The following is a 16,713-nucleotide window of genomic DNA, read 5'->3' as shown; positions in this document are numbered from 1 at the left end:
TGATGGTTGACGTTTCAGGCTATTTCTTTGCGGGTGTTTTGCAGTTTTCGGGCGGCTCGTTGTTGTAGACCGCGTACCAGGCCAGACCTGTAGTCTCATCAGAGCTCTTGCTGTTCTCATCAGGATCAGAGAACAGATAGAAAGACGTGGCACCGCTTGGCGGGATCTTGGCGAGGCCGAGGAACTTCAGGGCGATCTCATTGAGAACAAACATATATTGCTTGTCTGAATCGCTCTCATGCTCCTTGGGCTTGTTCGTATAGAGCAGCTGAATTGGGCCGTAGGACATGGACAGAACGTTCTGCAGGCTGATGAGCGATGCGCCGTTGGAGGAGCCCGGCATATGGATGGCGCTCTGGGATTTGTAGTTTTTGCCAGTTGAATCGGGTGACCACGCGAGCAGGAAATCTGCGGAAAGGCCCAGTTTGCCAGCAAGATCACCTGCGGTGCCGAGGCTAACTTCGAACTGCAAAGCATTCCAATCTTTTGAGAGGCCCTGCTGATTTGCGTTGGTGATGACGTCCAGATAACCCAGAGAAGCTGGCGTTCTGTCTGAACTGGTTGAGCTGACAAAACCTTTCAATTGCAATGGCATGGTATCGACCAGACTGCCGCTGCGCGGGGTGCTGTTTTTGGTGTCGAATGTCAGTTGGTCGCTGACCCAGATGATCTTTTGGCTTTCATAGGGATTGGTTTGAGAGAAGCTCATTTGCAGGGCCAGATTGCCAAAACCGAGACCTGTTTGCGTTGATATCTGCCCCTTCTCCGTTCCATAGGAAAACAGGTCAACCATTTGATCTTTATCCGCTTTCAGGATTGCAAAATCGAGAAAACCCGTAAATGCGAAGCGGATAAGTGGTTCGGTTTGGGTTTCCTGTTCCTTGTCGTGACCAGTGATGGTGTTCATTCTGGCGGAAGTGAACTCGGTTTGCTGGAGGATATTGTTGTCGACTTTGAAGAGGTAAGGCTGCGGGGCGGCCATGGTGTATGATGGGTGGCCGTTGTTGTCCTGATAGCTGGCTTTCATGATCAGGGATTTGTACTGACTACCCTTGGGCTTGGCTTTGCCTGCGGGGATAACCGGCTGCGTGCTGATGACCTCACTGCCGAATACCTTGTTCAGAGAGAGCTGAGCGAAGGAGGAGAACTTTTTGATGGCAGAGTTCTCAAAGAGTACTTTCAGGGAGAGCAGGATGAAATCGTAGGTACGGGTCGCGGAGGGAACAACTGGCTCCGGGCTTGCCGCCCCCTTTGGCACCACGAGGTCGGGGTCCTCATAGTAAATCAAGCCAAACACCGAGCTTTGCTTCTTTATTGCGATCTTCTCACCATCCGTCCCGGCCTTGATCTGGTTGATGCGGATGGCGAGGTGATGGGCATAAAACTTTGCCGGATCACGCACACCTGCGACGATCCCAGCGAGCTGCTCAGGTGGTGATTTGATACGCGCGCGTAGCATAAGCACACCAGTCCAGTTGGGATCGGCGGCCAGTTGATTGAAGTCCTCGAAGTACTCTGTGGCGGGATTATCTTGTGCGGCCTTGAAGTAGTCCTGCAGCCAGGAGGAGAGGTTGACCAGCTGGGCTGGGTTTGGTGTGGTGTCTCGTTTTGTGGTTGGCGCGGCGAAGGTTTCCTTTTGGGTCCATTTTTGCGGGTTGGAGATCAGGTTGTCTTTGGGATCACCCTTTGGATCGTAGAGTGGACCTCGAATACCTTTTATGATCAATATGTTGGCGTAGTCACCGAAGTCAGGAGAGTTGCCGACGTCGGCTTCTATCTGCCAGTCTTCGATGTCGAGGGTGTTGAGGAATGTTTTCCCCGCCTCTCCCAGTTCTGAGGGATTGGCAGCGACCAGAAAAAGCTGATTGGTTTGAAAGGCTTCGATCAGCTTTGGGCTTAACTCTTTAAAGGCGAACTCAGAACTTGTCGGCGTTTTGATCTGCGCGAGTTTGACCTCTTTCCAGTGGTTTGCGTCCGTTGGTGATTGCAGCGTTGCAATGACGCCGAGCGGGGTCGTTAAAGTGGCTTCAGCTTCTGTGCCTTGTGCCTCCGATGCGCTGGTGTTGGATTGGCCGTTGGTAAGTGCGGCGATCACCTTTCGCCGTGTGGGGGCAATGATGCTCTTCTCAAAGAGCGCCACATCACATTGAGAATACGTGGGATCGCCCTCATCCGTGCCGCTATATGGGAACATGGGGAACGCTAGCGTATCAGCTGGAGGCAAGGTGTAGGCAGGGTTGACAGTACCCAGCAAGCTTTTGTTTTCCTGCCAGATTTCATCATCGTACCCATGCAGGGCGCTACCGTGAGGCTGGGCGACGTATGTGATTGGGTCCCCTGCACTCTCTGCATCAGATCCAGCTGGAAAGACCTCCACATAGGATGTTTTGTAGCTTCCTTTCAGAGGAGCCCCTTTGGGGGCTGGGCGGCCTGTTGGGGAGGATTTGGGCAAGGGGAAGACAGGTGCATAGGCGGGCTGGTTTGGGATGAAACGCAGCCGAGCGGCGGATGCAAGGTCCTCATCATTCCCCAGCACTTCCAGAAACTCGGTTCCGCCGAGGCCGCACATGATGCGGGCTTTGGTTGTTCCCTCTCCGGCTGGGGCGCAGACGAGGAAATCTCCAAGAGGGCTGGCGATAAAGCTATGAAGTGTCGAGGGTTCTTCATAGCTGGGCGTGAGGATTATACCTGCCGGATTGCCTGTGCTTTCAAAGCTATCCCCGGTGATCGCCGTCAGGGCAACGGTGGCGCCATAGGTGGTTCGGTAGAAGCTGTTGAGGGTTGGGCCATGACCCGTTTCAGCCTCCGGGCGGAAGTAGAAAGCGCAACGGTTGGGATCGCTGCGGTTATGGGTGGGGTAGATATTCAACGCATCGGTGACGTCCACCACCAGCCGCATGGGGAGCGGTTCGCGTGCGCCGTTGTCGCCAGTTCCCAAGGCAAAGCGCTGGCCATTGAGACCGGTTTTGGTGTTGGGATCGCTTGCAACCCATTGAAATCCCAAATTCCATTGGTCGTGCAGCGCATTCCGATCAAAATCAGCATCAAAGACGATGGCCCCGCGATCCGGGCCAGAGCAGCGGATGTCTGCTTTGCTTACGGACCCTGTGTCGGGGCTCAGATATCCCCCCAACTGAATAGCGGCTTCTGAGAGCTGCAAGTTCTCTTCATCCTCGGAGACCTTGATATAGGCGGCGGAGTAGAACTCGATGGTGAGGTTTGGGGCGAGTGGGTAAGAGAGACTGCTTGTTGTCTCGGTACCAGTGGTGTTGATGGAGAAAAACGCTGGGCGTTGGTGCTGATAGCCTTCGGGAATGGGAAGCGGTGTAGAGGCTCTGGGCAGCCACATGAAACCGCGTGGGACGCGCATAGCTTCAAGGTATTCATGCAAACCGGAAACCAGCGTTTGCTGCTGGTCTTTTTTATGTGCGCAGTCCAATGGGTCTGGGCAGTAGATGAATGAACCTGAGTAAGCTTTGTTGGTGAGTGCGTCTTTTAGCGAGATGCGTTTGGGAAGTTTTACTTTGCGGGAAGCTATCTTACTGACAACAAAAGCGAAACCACCGGCATTATCGCCCGTATTTGGCGCCAGATAGAGGCTTTTGCAGGCCTGTTGATCAAAATCCATTGTGCAGCTCCCAAAAGCCTTGTCCATTACGGTATTAAGGACAGAAATCGGGAGCATTGCCCCACGCGTTTAAGGGGAACATGGAGAGCAGTCAGCTTTCAAACTGCGACAATTAACGGTTCACAATGTGAGCTGAAGAGGTTTCATGGGTTGAGTGAAATCATTTCTCACAAAATGAATGGTCGCTGATTTATTTGAAGAAACGGGATCAACAGATGCACAGCTCACATTTTGTGTTTTGTGAGGTGAAGAATGATCAGGCTGGCGTTTGCGTTGCTATGTGCGCAACTTGCGTTGATCTGCGTTTTTTACGTTTTTTCTGCGCTGAAATGCAAAAGGCGGGCCCAAACACCTTGAGCCCGCCTTTCCTGATTGTTTTGGCTTTACGCGAAGGTGACGCCAGCCTTGTTCATTGGTAACTCGGTCACACGTGGGCCCTTTGCAGCGATGGCGTTTGCCAGTGCCGGAGCAGATGGTGGTGTGCCCGGTTCACCGACACCGGTTGGGGCCTCAGTGGAGAGGACAATGTGAGTTTCGATCTCGCCGATATCCCCGATGCGGAGTGGTTCGTAGTCCGGGAAGTTTTGTTGGATAACTTCTCCGTCCTCCAGCGTGATTTCATCGCGCATGGCGTGGCCGAGGCCGTAGCCGATACCGCCTTCCATCTGTGCCTTGATCACGTCCGGGTTGACCGGGATGCCGCAATCGACAGCGCAGGTGACTTTTTCGATCTTCACGCCGTTTTCAGTATCGCCGGAAGTCTCGACCACTTCTGCTACATAGCTACCAAAGGATTTGTGTACCGCGACGCCCTGAGCACGTCCGTCTGCTGCCTTGCCCCAGCCCGCTTTTTCAGCGGCCAGTTTCAGAACGCCGGTCAGGCGTTTTTGATCTGCCGTGTCGCCCGCCAAATGCGCGAGGCGGAACTCGACCGGATCACGGCCAGCAGCAACGGCTGCAGCGTCCATCATGCTTTCCATCACATAGGCGGTGTGGGTGTGACCCACGGAGCGCCACCAGAGCACGGTTGTTGCAAGTTTGATGTCTGTCAGACCGGCGAACATGCCTGGGATGGAGTACGCCGTTGGTGTGACACCCTCTACAGAGAGGTGATCTACACCATCATGAACGGAGAACGCCTCAAACGGTGTGCCTTTGGAGATGGATTGGCCTGCGACGCGGTGATCCCAGCCGACGATGTTGCCGTCAGCATCCAGACCAACGCGGACTTTGTGTGCGAAGGCCGGGCGGTAGTAGCCACCGGTGATGTCATCTTCGCGAGACCAGACCAGTTTCACCGGACGGGTGCGATCGGTCATAACGAAGGCCAGTGCGGCTTCCACTTGATAATCCACCGTTGGTGTTGCCCGGCGACCGAAGGAGCCCCCTGCGAACATGGTTTTGATCTGCACCTTTTCCATTGGCAGTTGGAAGATCTGAGCCAGAGCTGCGTGCGGTGATGTTGGCATCTGTGCGCCATCATGCAGGATCACGCCGCCATCTTCCGTCGCTTCAATGGTACAGGTCAGCGGTTCCATTGGAGCATGCGCCAGCAGTGGGAAGTAGAAGGTCTCTTCCACCACCTTGTCGGCTTTGTCGATGTCACTGGCAATTTCAGCCTGATCGTTTTTGGTCAGGTTGTACTCCGGTGCCGTGTTTACCGCGGCCATCAGCTCTTTGTAGACATCTTCAGAACTGCGACGCTCAGCGACGGTGTTGTCGAAGGTGACGTCGAGTGCTTCGCGGGCCTGCAGAGCTGCCCAGGTGTTTTCGGCATAAACCGCAACGCCAGCTTTGTTTGGCAGAGTGGCTGCACGGATAAAGCCTTTGACGTCCTTGGCTGCGCTGTCATCAAAGGAAGCGACCGTACCACCGCGGCGGGTTGGGCGCTTGATGACCACGACCATCTGATTGTCGAGCTGCAAGTCCATGGCGTACATGGCGGTGCCGTTGATCTTTGGCGGCGTGTCCTTACGGCGGACATTGGCGTTGCCGATCAGCTTGAACTCGGATGGATCTTTCAGGCGTGGTTCTTCAGGGGCTGTCAGCGTGCTTGCGGCTGCAACGAACTCGCCAATTGGCGCTTTGTTGCCTGCCCCAGAGATCACGCCATCTTCCAGCTTGAGCTGTGCGACCGGCACATCCCACGCATGAGAAGCGGCCTGAAGCAGAACTTCACGGGCTGCAGCGCCCGCTTTGCGGTACTGCTGGAAGCTGTTGAACATGGCGGTGGAGCCGCCAGTGCCCTGAATAGGACCAAATGCGGTGTTGTTGTAAAGCTTCGGGTTGGACGGCGCGAACTCATACTCAATCGCATCCATGCTGACGCCCAGCTCTTCGGCAATCAGGGTGGTGAGGCCGGTTGCCGGTCCCTGCCCTTTTTCGAAGTGCTTGACGATGGCGGTGACGGTACCGTCAGCTGCAATCTTCACGAACGGGTTGAGCATGGTGGTGTCAGCTGCACTGCCAGCGGCCATGGCGCCGGATGGTGCAACACCGATGACGAGAACGGCTGCGGTAGAGGCTGCTGCGCCTTTGAGGAAGCCACGACGAGAGGTCAAAACGCTCATATCAAGCCTCCATGATTTCTGATGCACGAACGATGGCAGCACGGATGCGCTGGTAAGTAGCGCAGCGACAGGCGTTGCCATCCATGTAATCGTCAATTTCTTCCAGTGTTGGCTTGGCGTTTTCGCTGAGAAGACCAACGGCGGACATGATCTGGCCGGACTGGCAGTAACCGCACTGAACCACATCAAGTTCCGTCCAGGCCTGCTGAACTGCCTGAGCCGGGGTGGACTTCAGGCCCTCGATTGTGGTGATCTCTGCGTCTTCAACATCTTCAATAAAGGTTTGGCAGGAGCGAACCGGTTCGCCATCCATGTGAACGGTGCACGCCCCGCAGGAGGCAACACCACACCCGAATTTTGTGCCGGTGAGCTTGAGTTCGTCGCGGATCACCCACAGAAGCGGGGTGCCCGGTTCGGCTTCAACACTATGAGTCTGGCCATTGAGTTTTAAAGAAATTGCCATCAAAAAATTTCCTTTTTTGATCCGTAGCGGTTGGCTGGGTTCAGCAATAATCTCAGGCACTTTTGAATGGGGCAGTGTTATGTGCGCGTGCGCTTTTTCTGCTTTTTACGCCTGAAACGAATGATCGGTATTAATCCCTAGCATCGGCTCTGCTGGCTTTCATTAGCGGATCACGCCAAAATAGTGCCAAATCACGCCAAAGTACTGCCATTTCGCGCCACTATTGAATTTAGCACTGGCTTAGCTAGCAAAATTTCGAGATGAAAGAGTGGCAACAATCAATAAGACCGAGCCGAACATGACGAAACACGCACACCTTTACCCTGGCGCTGCCATGATGGCGCAAGTGATCCAATATCTTGATCTGCCTGTGGACCGGGTGATGCGTCGTGCCGGCGTTTCCATTGAGCAGCTTGGCCCGACGGCCAAGGGCATCACGCAGGCGCAGTATTTCGCACTTTGGGAGGCTCTTTATCAGGAGTATGGCGGCAATGATCTTGCAGTAAAGCTGGGCAGCACGGTCAAGCAAGGCTCGTTTGTGCCGCACCTGTTTGCGTTTTCCTGCAGCCCCAACATTGAGGAAGGCGTGAAGCGTCTGGCGCTGTTCAAACCGCTGATTGCGCCTATCCGATTGGAGGTGGAGCGGACGGACAGTACGGTCTCCATCCTGTTCACCTCCTCGGATCCAACTGAGCCTTTTCCGGAGATTCTGGCACAGTTTGAGATTTTGTATTTCACCAATTGCAGCCGCACGTTCACCGGGGAGCCGATTGTGCCGCTGAGTGTGGGCGGTCCGGTAGGTAAGCTGGACTGGTCTGCGGTTGAGGCGGAGTGCGGCGTGAAAGCCACCCCTGCTCCCGTGGCGCACATTACCCTTTCACTGGAGGACGCGACCCGCCCGCTGATCACACAGATGGAAGGCATGTGGGATACGTTTGAGGATGGCTTGCGCCAGAAGCTAAAAAGCTCCGGTTCTTCCGATGAAATGTCTCGCCGTGTGAAGAATGCCCTGCTGGAAAGTCTGCCTGCGGGTCAGAACACCATTGAAGTGATCAGCCAGCGCCTGAATGCCAGCAAGCGGACGTTGCAGCGCAAGCTGAAGGAAGAAGGCAAGAGCTTTCAGGATATCCTGAGTGAGACCCGCTCCGAGCTTTCCCAGCACTATCTGGTGCGCAGCGATCTGAGCATTCCAGAGATTTCCTATCTGCTGGGCTACAAAGATACGGGTTCGTTTTTCCGGGCGTTTCAGAGCTGGACAGGCAAGACGCCGATGGAAGTGCGCGGGATCGCCTGAGGCCAATCCGCACAGAGGTTGTGAGGAAAGCCTCGTGAAACCTTAGGCTGTTAAGAGCCTGCCATGGCTATCTTATTCGTATTTTCAGGGCTGCCGGGCGTTGGAAAGACAACACTGGCAAAGGCTCTGGCACCCCGCCTGCAGGCTGTTCATCTTCGTATCGATTCTATTGAGGCTGCGCTCAAGACCTCAGTTCTCGCCATTTCGCCTGCGGAAGACGCCGGATATGTGGTGGCTGCAGCCATTGCCAAAGATAATCTGCTCCTTGGCAACAACGTGATTGCGGATGCGGTGAACCCGATTGAGATCACCCGCAACATCTGGATGGAAGCCGCGCTGGGCGCCAGAGTGAAAGCCATGAACATCGAAGTGATCTGCTCTGATGAAGCGGAGCACAAGACACGCGTTGAGAACCGGCCCAACGACATTTCCGCCATGACCTTGCCCACATGGGATGCGGTGAAGCGGCGGCGCTATGAGCCATGGAAGAAACACCGGCTTGTGATTGATACCTTTGAAAAACCCGTCGATGACAGCGTTGATGAGATTGTCGAAGCCTTCAGCCAACTGGTGCGTTACGGCTCATACTAGGGGTCTGTTCCTAAGAGAATTGCCGGAGTTGGGGCCGGATCCTGTTGATGCAGGCCTCCAGAAACAGCCGTGCGATGCGGGACTGGTTTTCCTTGCCGGTATGCATGGCGTGCAGGTCAATTTCCGGGAATGTCCAGTCCGGCAGAACTTCCACCAGCGCACGTTTTGCCAAGGCGTCCTGACAGAGGATGGACGGCAGCTCCCCTATCCCCAAACCTGCCTTGATGGCGGATTGCATAGCTGCGTAGTCGTTGATGCCGATTTCCGGGGTGAACCTGATCACCCGTTCGTCATTCTTGCGGTTCAGACTCCAGGACACTTCAGGCTTTTGCCAGAAACCAAACCCGATCAGGGCATGTTCTGGCAGCTTATCGGGATGATCTGGCACGCCGTGTTCTGCGATGTAGGTGGGTGATGCCACCAGCACATGGCGATAGGTGGCCAGTTTGGTGAGGGTCAGGCCAGAATCCGGTTTGGGACCGACACGGAACGACAGATCCACATCATCCTCAATGAAATCGAGATTGCGCTCTGAGACAATCATCTGCACCCGGACTTCAGGGTATTGCAGGCGGAACTGGCCGATGACGGGAATGAAGAGTGCTTCGGCCAAATTGGGCGGGATCGTCACTTTGAGGTCGCCGGATAACGCCGACTGGCGCTGTTCGACCACTCTGTCAGCAGCCCTGAAAGCCTCCAGACCCGGCAGGCAGGTTTTGTAGAACTGCTCGCCAATCTCGGTCAGGCGCATGCGGCGCGTGGTGCGTTCCAGCAGTTTGGTGCCAAGCTGCGCTTCCAGCTCTGAGACTTTGCGACTGACCGTAGAAAGAGGCACGTGCAAGTTCTTTGCTGCGGCAGAAAAGCTGCCTGCTTTGGCGACTTCTGCAAAGATGGCGATCGCGTTCAGATCCTGCATTATATTCCCGTATTTGAAAATATGCTTTCCAATTGAGGCGATACTACCAAATATCCAAGAATAGTAAAATAGGTCCACTCACAGGATGAAAGGACTTATGAGATGGAACATCAGGACAAATCCATCAACTACATCGAATTTCCTCTGCTCAAGACTGAGGAGACCAAGAGCTTTTATGGTTCGGTGTTTGGCTGGCTTTTTGAGGATTGGGGACCGAACTACATCAGCTTTTCAGGTGCCGGTGTTGAAGGCGGGTTTAACGGTGAAAGCGGCACACCGGTTCAGGCGCCCGGTGTGCTGGTGGTGCTTTATGCAAAAGATCTTGCTGGCACTTTGGCAACGGTGCGCGAGGCTGGCGGGAAGATCTTACAGGAGATCTATTCCTTCCCCGGTGGGCAGCGGTTTCACTTCGCTGATCCCAATGGCAATGAACTGGCCGTTTGGACGGAGGCGTCGTCATGAGCAACAGCGTTTTGGTCACAGGCGCTAATGGCACCATTGGCACACATCTGCTCAGAGTGTTGCGGTCCACCCCATGGGACGTGCGAGCACTCATTCGCAGTGCTGAGAATGAACGGTTGGTCACCTCGCTGGGCGCCCAGGCGTATTACGGTGACTTTATGGATCAGACTTCGCTTAGTAAGGCCATGGCGGGCGTAGACACGCTTGTACTGATCACCTCGGCCAATCCTGATGCAGCACAACAGGCATCCAATGCGTTGCGGGTGGCCAAAGACTGCGGTGTCCGCAAGGTGGTGCGTGTTTCAGCAATCAAAGCTGCTCTTGATGGGCCAACGGCCAACACGGTGCTTCACGGCGAAACAGAACAGGAGATCATCAGCTCTGGTCTGGACTATCTGATCCTGCGGCCTAACCTTTTCATGCAAAATATGTTTCTGGCTGCTCAAACCATTTCCGAGCAAAACAGCTTTTTCTTTGGAACGGGAGATGCTCAGATGGGGATGGTTGATACCCGCGATGTGGCAGAATGCGCGGCGCAGTGTGTGCTTAGTAATCAGTTCGATGGAAACATTTATGAAGTGACGGGACCACAAAGCATTTCCTACTTTGATGTGGCGCAGGCGTTAAGTATGGAACTGAACCGCACCATTTCCTATATGCCGGTTTCACCGCAGGATGTTTACGAGGGAATCGTTGGTGCCGGTTGGGATGAATGGATCGCCGGGATCTCGCGGGATTATGCGCAGGCCTATCGCAGTGGCTGGGGTGATTTTACCACGGACACGGTGCAGCAGATGTGCGGACACCCGCCGAGAGGCATTGACCGGTTCATACGGGAGGTGTTGTGCGCACAGACGGCTTTGAGCGTTTAGCGTCTAACACAAGCCAGCTCGCCGGCACTTCTCCATTTACCTTGGCATTGTAACAGCCTATGCGGTTTCTTCAGGCACAATTCAGTTTCATGTTTTTTGTAGATGTGAAAGAGTTGAGGCAATTACAGGGTGCACATTACCGTGCTGGAAGGAACACATGCGCGTATTGCTGGTTGAGGACGAGCGGCTGATCGCCGACGCAATCAAAGCGTTTCTGGAACGTCATGAATTTATAGTGGACTGGGTCGATGATGGTCTTTTGGCAGAAGACGCTCTGAGAACCGGAGAGTTCGACCTGGTTATTCTGGATCTGGGCCTGCCCGGTCAGGATGGACTGGAGTTTTTGCGCGCTGTGCGCGATGACAAGGCAGACGTGCCGATTTTGATCCTGTCCGCGCGGGAGACCACCAAGAACCGTATTGATGGCCTCAACCTTGGCGCCGATGATTACTTGACCAAGCCTTTTGACATGGAAGAGCTTCTGGCTCGCTGCCGTGCACTGGTGCGGCGCTCTGTGGGGCGCACGCGCATGTTGTTGCAGCATGGAGCGTTGACGTTGGATCTGGACCAGAAGAAAGCCTGCTACAGCGGCGCTGAGGTGGTGCTGCAGCCCCTCGCCTTTCGTCTGCTGACCATATTGTTGGAGCGGCGGGGCCGTGTGGTTTCCAAATCCGACCTCATGGAAAAACTTTATGGCTGGGAAGAGAATGCGGAGAGCAATGTGCTTGAGGTATATGTCTCGCAGATCCGCCGGAAGACCACGTCCAAGCTGATCCGGACCATTCGCGGGGTGGGCTATATTGTTGATGAGGACATACCGGCATGAAACTTTCGTCGATCCGCAGTCGCATCCTCGTCTTTCTGATCCCGCTTTTGTTCGTGGTCTGGGGCGTCTTTTCCGCCATTGTCTATAATTTGACAGAGGAAGAGCTTTACGAGACCCATGATGCACAGGCCTTTCAGCTTGTCAGCGCGATTGCGCAGCTGGAGGGGGACGCCATTTCTCCCAATCTTCTGGATGATCATCATGAGCTTAATGATTACTTCGTGATCATCCGCGATGGAGACGGCAACGACATTTACAGATCATCCGACAAAATAGAGTTGCCCAAGTACCTGCGGCCCGGTGGGCAGGAAATCGAGTATGATGGCGACAGCTGGGTGGTCTGGAGTTTTCCGGGACTAAAGAGCGACAAGCAGTACATTATCGGCGTTGTGTTTGATGAGGCCCTTGAGCTGGCAGACCAGACGGTGGCCACCGTTTCCATTCCGCTGGCACTGGTGCTGGTTTTTTCTATTATTGCGACGGTGTTCATCGTCAAACGGGGTCTACGCCCCCTCACCGCACTTTCTGAAACGCTGGCGGAGCGAGAGCCGGAGAACCTTGGCAAAATCACCTCAGAGAAGCAGGCGGATGAGCTTGTGCCGATTGTGGACTCTATGAATATGCTGTTTGACCGGATTGACGAGTATCTGGCCCGAGAACAGCGGTTCATTGATGACGCGGCCCATGAAATCCGAACACCGCTGACGGTGGTGAAAGCGCAGTGTCAGGTGATTGAGCGAGACAAGCTGGATGAGCCGACCAAACTGCGGTTTGACAACATCATTGAGGGTGTTGACCGTGCCACCCATCTGGCGGCCAAGCTTCTGGAACACGCACGGGCGGGTCAGGACGCGAAAGAGCTAAAAGAACAAGATCTGCTGCCGGTGCTGCAGGAAAGTCTGGCCCAGCAGGCCCATGCCGCCCATGACAAGAACGTGGAGCTTCAGCTGCTTCAGTCCGAACACGTGGAAGCTGTGGTTGACCCTGAGGATCTGGCGACTGTGCTGAACAACCTGATCGGCAACGCCATCCGCCATACGCCAAGTGACGGGCAAGTGATTGTGGTGCTGGACCGCACTGAAGACCACATTCAGCTGAGCGTGGAAGACAGTGGGCCGGGCGTTCCTGAAGACTACCGTGAGAAGGTGTTTGAGCGGTTCTTCCGCATGCCGGGGCAGTCCAGTTCCGGGGCTGGTCTTGGCCTTTCTATTACGCAAACTCTATGTCGCCGCAATGGGATCGAGATCTCCCTTGGCAAGAGTGAACGCCTTGGCGGAGCAAGTTTTGTGCTCAAGCTGAAAAAGTAGTGTCGCAAACTTCAGGTAGGTTTCAGCTTCCTAGTGATTTTAGGGGGTGCACTCAGAAAGAAACCTACTCCGAGGCTGCGTTTACAAACAACGGCGGAGTTTTTGGGCTATGAAAGGTGCGTGATGTCCCCCAACGATATCAGTCATCTTTCATAGCTCGTTTCTTCTGAGTGCGCATCGTCAATACAGATCGAGCGTACCCGAATGAAACCCTTTGGCCTCTTCTTCATCTTTGCCAGTATCCTGCCTCCTCTGATGATCTTCTCTCAGTTTGGCGGACAGGTTGAGTATGGTGTTTTGCTGAGCCAGTACCTTGGCATGGTCTCCCTGATCTTCATGGGGCTTTTGCAGGTGATGGCAACACGCATGAAAGGTGTTGAGGCTGTGTTTGGGCCGCTCGACCGGGTCTATGTGCTGCACAAATGGCTGGCCATTCTGGCAATTGCTGCTGCTTTTCTTCATGACAGCATTGATGCAGATGCGATTTCCAAGGGTGGTGAGACTGATGGATTGGCCAAAGAGCTGGGTGAGATCGGCTTTTACGGCATTCTGATCCTGGGCCTTGGTTCTCTGGCGACGTTTATTCCCTATAACATCTGGCGCTGGACCCACCGTTTGATCGGCATCTTCTTTGCCCTTGCTGCCGCGCACTTCCTGATGATCCCGAATGTGTTTTCGTGGAGTGATCCGGTTGGGCTTTATGTGGCTGGCTTCTGTTTTGCTGGCATCGCTTCCTTCGCTTACCTGACCTACAAAGGCATGGTCGGTCGCACCAAGACCTATGAGGTGGAAGATGTGCAGATTTACGGGCGCATCACCAGTGTGACCCTGAAGCCGGAAGGCAAGCCTATTTCACATGATGCAGGACAGTTTGCTTACGTTTCTTTTGATCAGGCTGGTATGGGTGAAGTGCACCCTTACACGATTGCCTCAGCACCGCGCGAAGATGGCAAGATCCGGTTCTGTATCTCCGCGCTGGGCGATTACACCTCCCGTGTTCACCAGCTTCAGGTTGGTACCAAAGCACAGCTCAGCAAAGGGTATGGCGGGTTCCGCCGGATGGCATCAAACCGGGATCAGATCTGGATTGCTGGTGGTGTGGGTATCACCCCATTCCTGGCCTGGGCGCAGACGTTGACTGGTGAAGAAACTGGCCAGATCTACCTTTACTACGGCGTGCGCAACCGGCTCGAGAGCCCGTTTGAGGAAGAACTAGAAGAGCTGCAAAACCGTCTGCCGAACCTGCACATCCAGTGGTTTGAGTCGGACATGGGCGAGTACATCGACGGGCGGTTGCTGAAAATTCTGCAGGGTAGTTATTTCGATGTGATGCCGATTGCGTTCTGTGGGCCGGAAGTGATGCGCAAGACCCTGATGCGCGATCTGAAAGCGCTGAAGTATCCGTTACGCCAATTCCATTACGAGGAGTTTCAGATGCGCTCCGGCCTTGGTTTTCGAAAGCTTTTCAGATTTCTGTTTGAGCGCCTCACTCAGTATTCTGGAAAGTTCGCCCCGGCCAAGTAACCTTGGCCATCCTAGAGGATAGCTGCACTGTCTGCCGGTGCAGCTATCTTTTTTTGTGGTGCCGCCCCCTTCGAAAGGTTTAGGACTGAAGGGATCAATGAAATTAAATCAATATATTAATTGAGCTCCGGAGGGTTCAATCAGACCAATAATTCCTACTGGTTTTTAGGACATTGGCTTATGACAAAACTTGCCTCCCGCTCGATCTCTACAGATGTTCCTGCCCCATCTGATGACCGCCGGTCAAAAAATCCGATTGTCTGTTACGAAGTGGACCACCTGCCCGCTTTTGATGCCGAGCTTTACCAGCAGGCCAAGGAGAGCCTGGAAAAGGTGGATGAAGTTGTCGTGCCACCGCGTGATGGGGGCCACTTTCATGTGCCAGCCGGGCATTTTTTCCGCATTGTGAGTGTTGAAGGCCCGCAGGTTGGTGATCTGAACCTCTGGAACGCCAATGATCTGAACGAGCGCTTCTTTAGCGGTAAAACACGCCAACTGCATGCCTCTCACCTTTCCACTGGTGATCGTCTGTGGAGCAACATGCCTTATCTGCGTCCAATGGCAACGATCACGCAGGATACGCTGGACTGGTATGGCTGGGATGAGGATGGCGCTGGTGTCCATGATGTGATTGGCACGCGCTGTGATCCTTACACAAACCACATGCTTAAGAACGTGGATTACAACCACTGCTGCCATTCCAATCTGACCCGCGCTCTGGCCGATGCGCGCGGGTTGTCACTGGATGGGGCTGAGCCGCATGTGCATGATGTGATGAATGTCTTCATGTGCACCGGGTTCACGCGCGACACGCACCAGTATTTCATGAAGGCAAGCCCGGTGCGGCCGGGAGACTTCATCGAATTCTTTGCCGAGATCAATCTGTTGGGTGCGCTTTCCACCTGTCCGGGTGGGGACTGCGGCAGCAGCCATTCCGATGACAAGACACCGTGCTACCCACTTCTGGTGGAGATCTTCAAGCCAGCAGAGGGCTCACTAAAAGGTTGGTCATCTGCGAAACGAAGCGGATATGCGGGTGGGCACAAGGCCTAACCGAACCTGACGAGACTGGTGCAGTCTAGTGCTCATGGGATGAGGACAGCTGCACCGGATAGTCTGCCATGGCGCAGATCTTCCAGCGCCGTGTTGGCGTCCTCCAACCTATAAGGAATGCAGTGGGTTTTCACGCCTGCTTGTTTGGCGATGGGGAAGAACTCCAGTGCATCTTCTCTGGTGAGGTTGGCAACGGAGACAATTTCGCGTTCTTCCCATAGCAGCGAATAAGGCATTTGCGGGATGTCGCTCATATGAATACCGCCACAGACGATCCGCCCACCTTTACGCAGGGCTTTGAGTGCAGCTGGAACGAGCGCTCCGACCGGGGCGAAGATGATCGCGGCGTCCAGCTTTGTGGGTGGGTCTTCTTCAGAGCTTCCAGCCCATGTGGCACCCAGTTCCCGAGCGAAGTCCTGTGCTTGTGTGTCACCGCTTCTGGTGAAGGCGTAGACTTCCCGGCCCTGCCAGATGCAGATTTGCGCGATAATATGGGCGGCGGCACCAAAACCGTAGATGCCGATCTTTGTACCCTCACCTGCTTTCTTCAGTGATCTCCAGCCGATCAATCCAGCACATAACAAAGGTGCGAGCGCGACCGGGTCGGCATCCTCATCCAGCTCAAACGCGTAGTGACGATCGGCGACGGTGTGTGTGGCGAAGCCACCGTCCCGGGTGTAGCCGGTGAAGATGGGATGATCACAAAGGTTCTCCTGATGGTTCTGACAGAACGAGCAACAGCCACAGGTGTGCCCTAGCCATGGAATACCTACTCTCACACCCGGTTTCAGGTCATTGACGCCTGCTCCACAGGCGCACACTCTGCCGACGATTTCGTGGCCGGGGATCAGTGGGAGTTTCGGGTGTTTGAGATCACCATCGACCACGTGCAGGTCTGTCCGGCATACGGCACAGGCTTCTATTTCAACGAGGATTTCGCCCTCTTGCGGTGATGGCGCCGCCTCACGATGTTGCAGGGTGAGCGGTTTTCCGATCTCGGTCAGGACCATGGCTTTCACGCGGCATTCTCCTTTTCGCTCATGGCGATGATTGAGACCAGATTACACGGTCTTGGCTCATGAAAATCCTGCGATCTGAGTGGGGTTACTTTTGGCGTGCCGAGGTGGCCGAAAATAGATCAATAATAAGAGAAAACCGAACCATTTATCACAACGCATATTTCATGAAGGTTCGTCATAACGGTCTG

Annotated in this window: 13 protein-coding genes; 8 read left to right on the top strand and 5 right to left on the bottom strand. The window is 54.5% G+C overall.

Annotated features, from left to right (window positions below):
• Nucleotides 1–19 precede the first annotated feature (19 nt).
• The 3 genes from PSE_RS14155 to PSE_RS14145 form a co-directional block, all read right to left on the bottom strand.
• Nucleotides 20–3,628: a hypothetical protein gene (locus PSE_RS14155; RefSeq protein WP_014285481.1), complete on the bottom strand. Its 3,609-nt coding sequence runs from the start codon at nt 3,626–3,628 to the stop codon at nt 20–22.
• A gap of 383 nt (nt 3,629–4,011) precedes the next feature.
• Nucleotides 4,012–6,198 carry a xanthine dehydrogenase family protein molybdopterin-binding subunit gene (locus tag PSE_RS14150; RefSeq protein WP_014285479.1) on the bottom strand — a complete coding sequence of 729 codons (2,187 nt, stop codon included), beginning with the start codon at nt 6,196–6,198 and terminating at the stop codon, nt 4,012–4,014.
• A gap of 1 nt (nt 6,199) precedes the next feature.
• Complete coding sequence (locus PSE_RS14145; protein ID WP_008546695.1) at nt 6,200–6,661, bottom strand: (2Fe-2S)-binding protein; 462 nt, start codon at nt 6,659–6,661, stop codon at nt 6,200–6,202.
• Nucleotides 6,662–6,929: 268 nt separating this feature from the next.
• On the opposite strand from PSE_RS14145, the gene PSE_RS14140 reads away from it, so the two are divergent.
• Complete coding sequence (locus PSE_RS14140) at nt 6,930–7,955, top strand: AraC family transcriptional regulator (RefSeq protein ID WP_014285477.1); 1,026 nt, start codon at nt 6,930–6,932, stop codon at nt 7,953–7,955.
• A gap of 63 nt (nt 7,956–8,018) precedes the next feature.
• The gene (locus PSE_RS14135) at nt 8,019–8,546 is read left to right on the top strand and encodes an AAA family ATPase (protein WP_014285476.1); all 528 of its coding nucleotides are present in this window, start codon (nt 8,019–8,021) and stop codon (nt 8,544–8,546) included.
• A gap of 10 nt (nt 8,547–8,556) precedes the next feature.
• On the opposite strand, the gene PSE_RS14130 is transcribed toward PSE_RS14135, so the two are convergent.
• On the bottom strand, nt 8,557–9,462 hold the full coding sequence (locus PSE_RS14130; RefSeq protein ID WP_014285475.1) for a LysR family transcriptional regulator: 906 nt from the start codon (nt 9,460–9,462) through the stop codon (nt 8,557–8,559).
• 102 nt (nt 9,463–9,564) lie between these two features.
• On the opposite strand from PSE_RS14130, the gene PSE_RS14125 reads away from it, so the two are divergent.
• The 6 genes from PSE_RS14125 to PSE_RS14100 all read left to right on the top strand — a co-directional run bounded on the left by PSE_RS14125 (nt 9,565) and on the right by PSE_RS14100 (nt 15,506).
• The gene (locus PSE_RS14125; protein ID WP_014285474.1) at nt 9,565–9,924 is read left to right on the top strand and encodes a VOC family protein; all 360 of its coding nucleotides are present in this window, start codon (nt 9,565–9,567) and stop codon (nt 9,922–9,924) included.
• Complete coding sequence (locus tag PSE_RS14120; protein ID WP_014285473.1) at nt 9,921–10,796, top strand: SDR family oxidoreductase; 876 nt, start codon at nt 9,921–9,923, stop codon at nt 10,794–10,796. The genes PSE_RS14125 and PSE_RS14120 overlap by 4 nt, the downstream gene beginning before the upstream one ends.
• Nucleotides 10,797–10,953: 157 nt before the next feature.
• Nucleotides 10,954–11,622, top strand: a complete 669-nt coding sequence (locus PSE_RS14115) for a response regulator transcription factor (RefSeq protein ID WP_014285472.1) — start codon at nt 10,954–10,956, stop codon at nt 11,620–11,622.
• Nucleotides 11,619–12,929, top strand: a complete 1,311-nt coding sequence (locus PSE_RS14110; protein WP_014285471.1) for an ATP-binding protein — start codon at nt 11,619–11,621, stop codon at nt 12,927–12,929. Before PSE_RS14115 ends, PSE_RS14110 begins: the two co-directional genes overlap by 4 nt.
• A gap of 204 nt (nt 12,930–13,133) precedes the next feature.
• The gene (locus tag PSE_RS14105) at nt 13,134–14,453 is read left to right on the top strand and encodes a ferric reductase-like transmembrane domain-containing protein (protein ID WP_014285470.1); all 1,320 of its coding nucleotides are present in this window, start codon (nt 13,134–13,136) and stop codon (nt 14,451–14,453) included.
• A 180-nt stretch (nt 14,454–14,633) separates the two neighbouring features.
• The gene (locus tag PSE_RS14100) at nt 14,634–15,506 is read left to right on the top strand and encodes a DUF1989 domain-containing protein (protein WP_014285469.1); all 873 of its coding nucleotides are present in this window, start codon (nt 14,634–14,636) and stop codon (nt 15,504–15,506) included.
• Nucleotides 15,507–15,538: 32 nt separating this feature from the next.
• Here the strand turns inward: PSE_RS14100 and PSE_RS14095 are convergent, their stop codons facing one another.
• Nucleotides 15,539–16,525 (bottom strand): zinc-dependent alcohol dehydrogenase family protein, encoded by a 987-nt coding sequence (locus PSE_RS14095; RefSeq protein WP_014285468.1) that lies wholly within the window; start codon nt 16,523–16,525, stop codon nt 15,539–15,541.
• Nucleotides 16,526–16,713: the final 188 nt, after the last annotated feature.

The sequence above is a fragment of the Pseudovibrio sp. FO-BEG1 genome (assembly GCF_000236645.1).
Taxonomy (GTDB): domain Bacteria; phylum Pseudomonadota; class Alphaproteobacteria; order Rhizobiales; family Stappiaceae; genus Pseudovibrio.
The sequence above is the reverse complement of the archived record's forward strand: the minus strand, read 5'-3'. Positions and strand labels throughout refer to the sequence as shown.

What these genes read in the sequence shown, in the direction of transcription:
- PSE_RS14155 (WP_014285481.1), bottom strand. Translation starts at nt 3,628, where the DNA reads ATGGATTTTGATCAACAGGCCTGCAAAAGCCTCTATCTGGCGCCAAAT.
- PSE_RS14150 (WP_014285479.1), bottom strand. Translation starts at nt 6,198, where the DNA reads ATGAGCGTTTTGACCTCTCGTCGTGGCTTCCTCAAAGGCGCAGCAGCC.
- PSE_RS14145 (WP_008546695.1), bottom strand. Translation starts at nt 6,661, where the DNA reads ATGGCAATTTCTTTAAAACTCAATGGCCAGACTCATAGTGTTGAAGCC.
- PSE_RS14135 (WP_014285476.1), top strand. Translation starts at nt 8,019, where the DNA reads ATGGCTATCTTATTCGTATTTTCAGGGCTGCCGGGCGTTGGAAAGACA.
- PSE_RS14130 (WP_014285475.1), bottom strand. Translation starts at nt 9,462, where the DNA reads ATGCAGGATCTGAACGCGATCGCCATCTTTGCAGAAGTCGCCAAAGCA.
- PSE_RS14125 (WP_014285474.1), top strand. Translation starts at nt 9,565, where the DNA reads ATGGAACATCAGGACAAATCCATCAACTACATCGAATTTCCTCTGCTC.
- PSE_RS14120 (WP_014285473.1), top strand. Translation starts at nt 9,921, where the DNA reads ATGAGCAACAGCGTTTTGGTCACAGGCGCTAATGGCACCATTGGCACA.
- PSE_RS14115 (WP_014285472.1), top strand. Translation starts at nt 10,954, where the DNA reads ATGCGCGTATTGCTGGTTGAGGACGAGCGGCTGATCGCCGACGCAATC.
- PSE_RS14110 (WP_014285471.1), top strand. Translation starts at nt 11,619, where the DNA reads ATGAAACTTTCGTCGATCCGCAGTCGCATCCTCGTCTTTCTGATCCCG.
- PSE_RS14105 (WP_014285470.1), top strand. Translation starts at nt 13,134, where the DNA reads ATGAAACCCTTTGGCCTCTTCTTCATCTTTGCCAGTATCCTGCCTCCT.
- PSE_RS14100 (WP_014285469.1), top strand. Translation starts at nt 14,634, where the DNA reads ATGACAAAACTTGCCTCCCGCTCGATCTCTACAGATGTTCCTGCCCCA.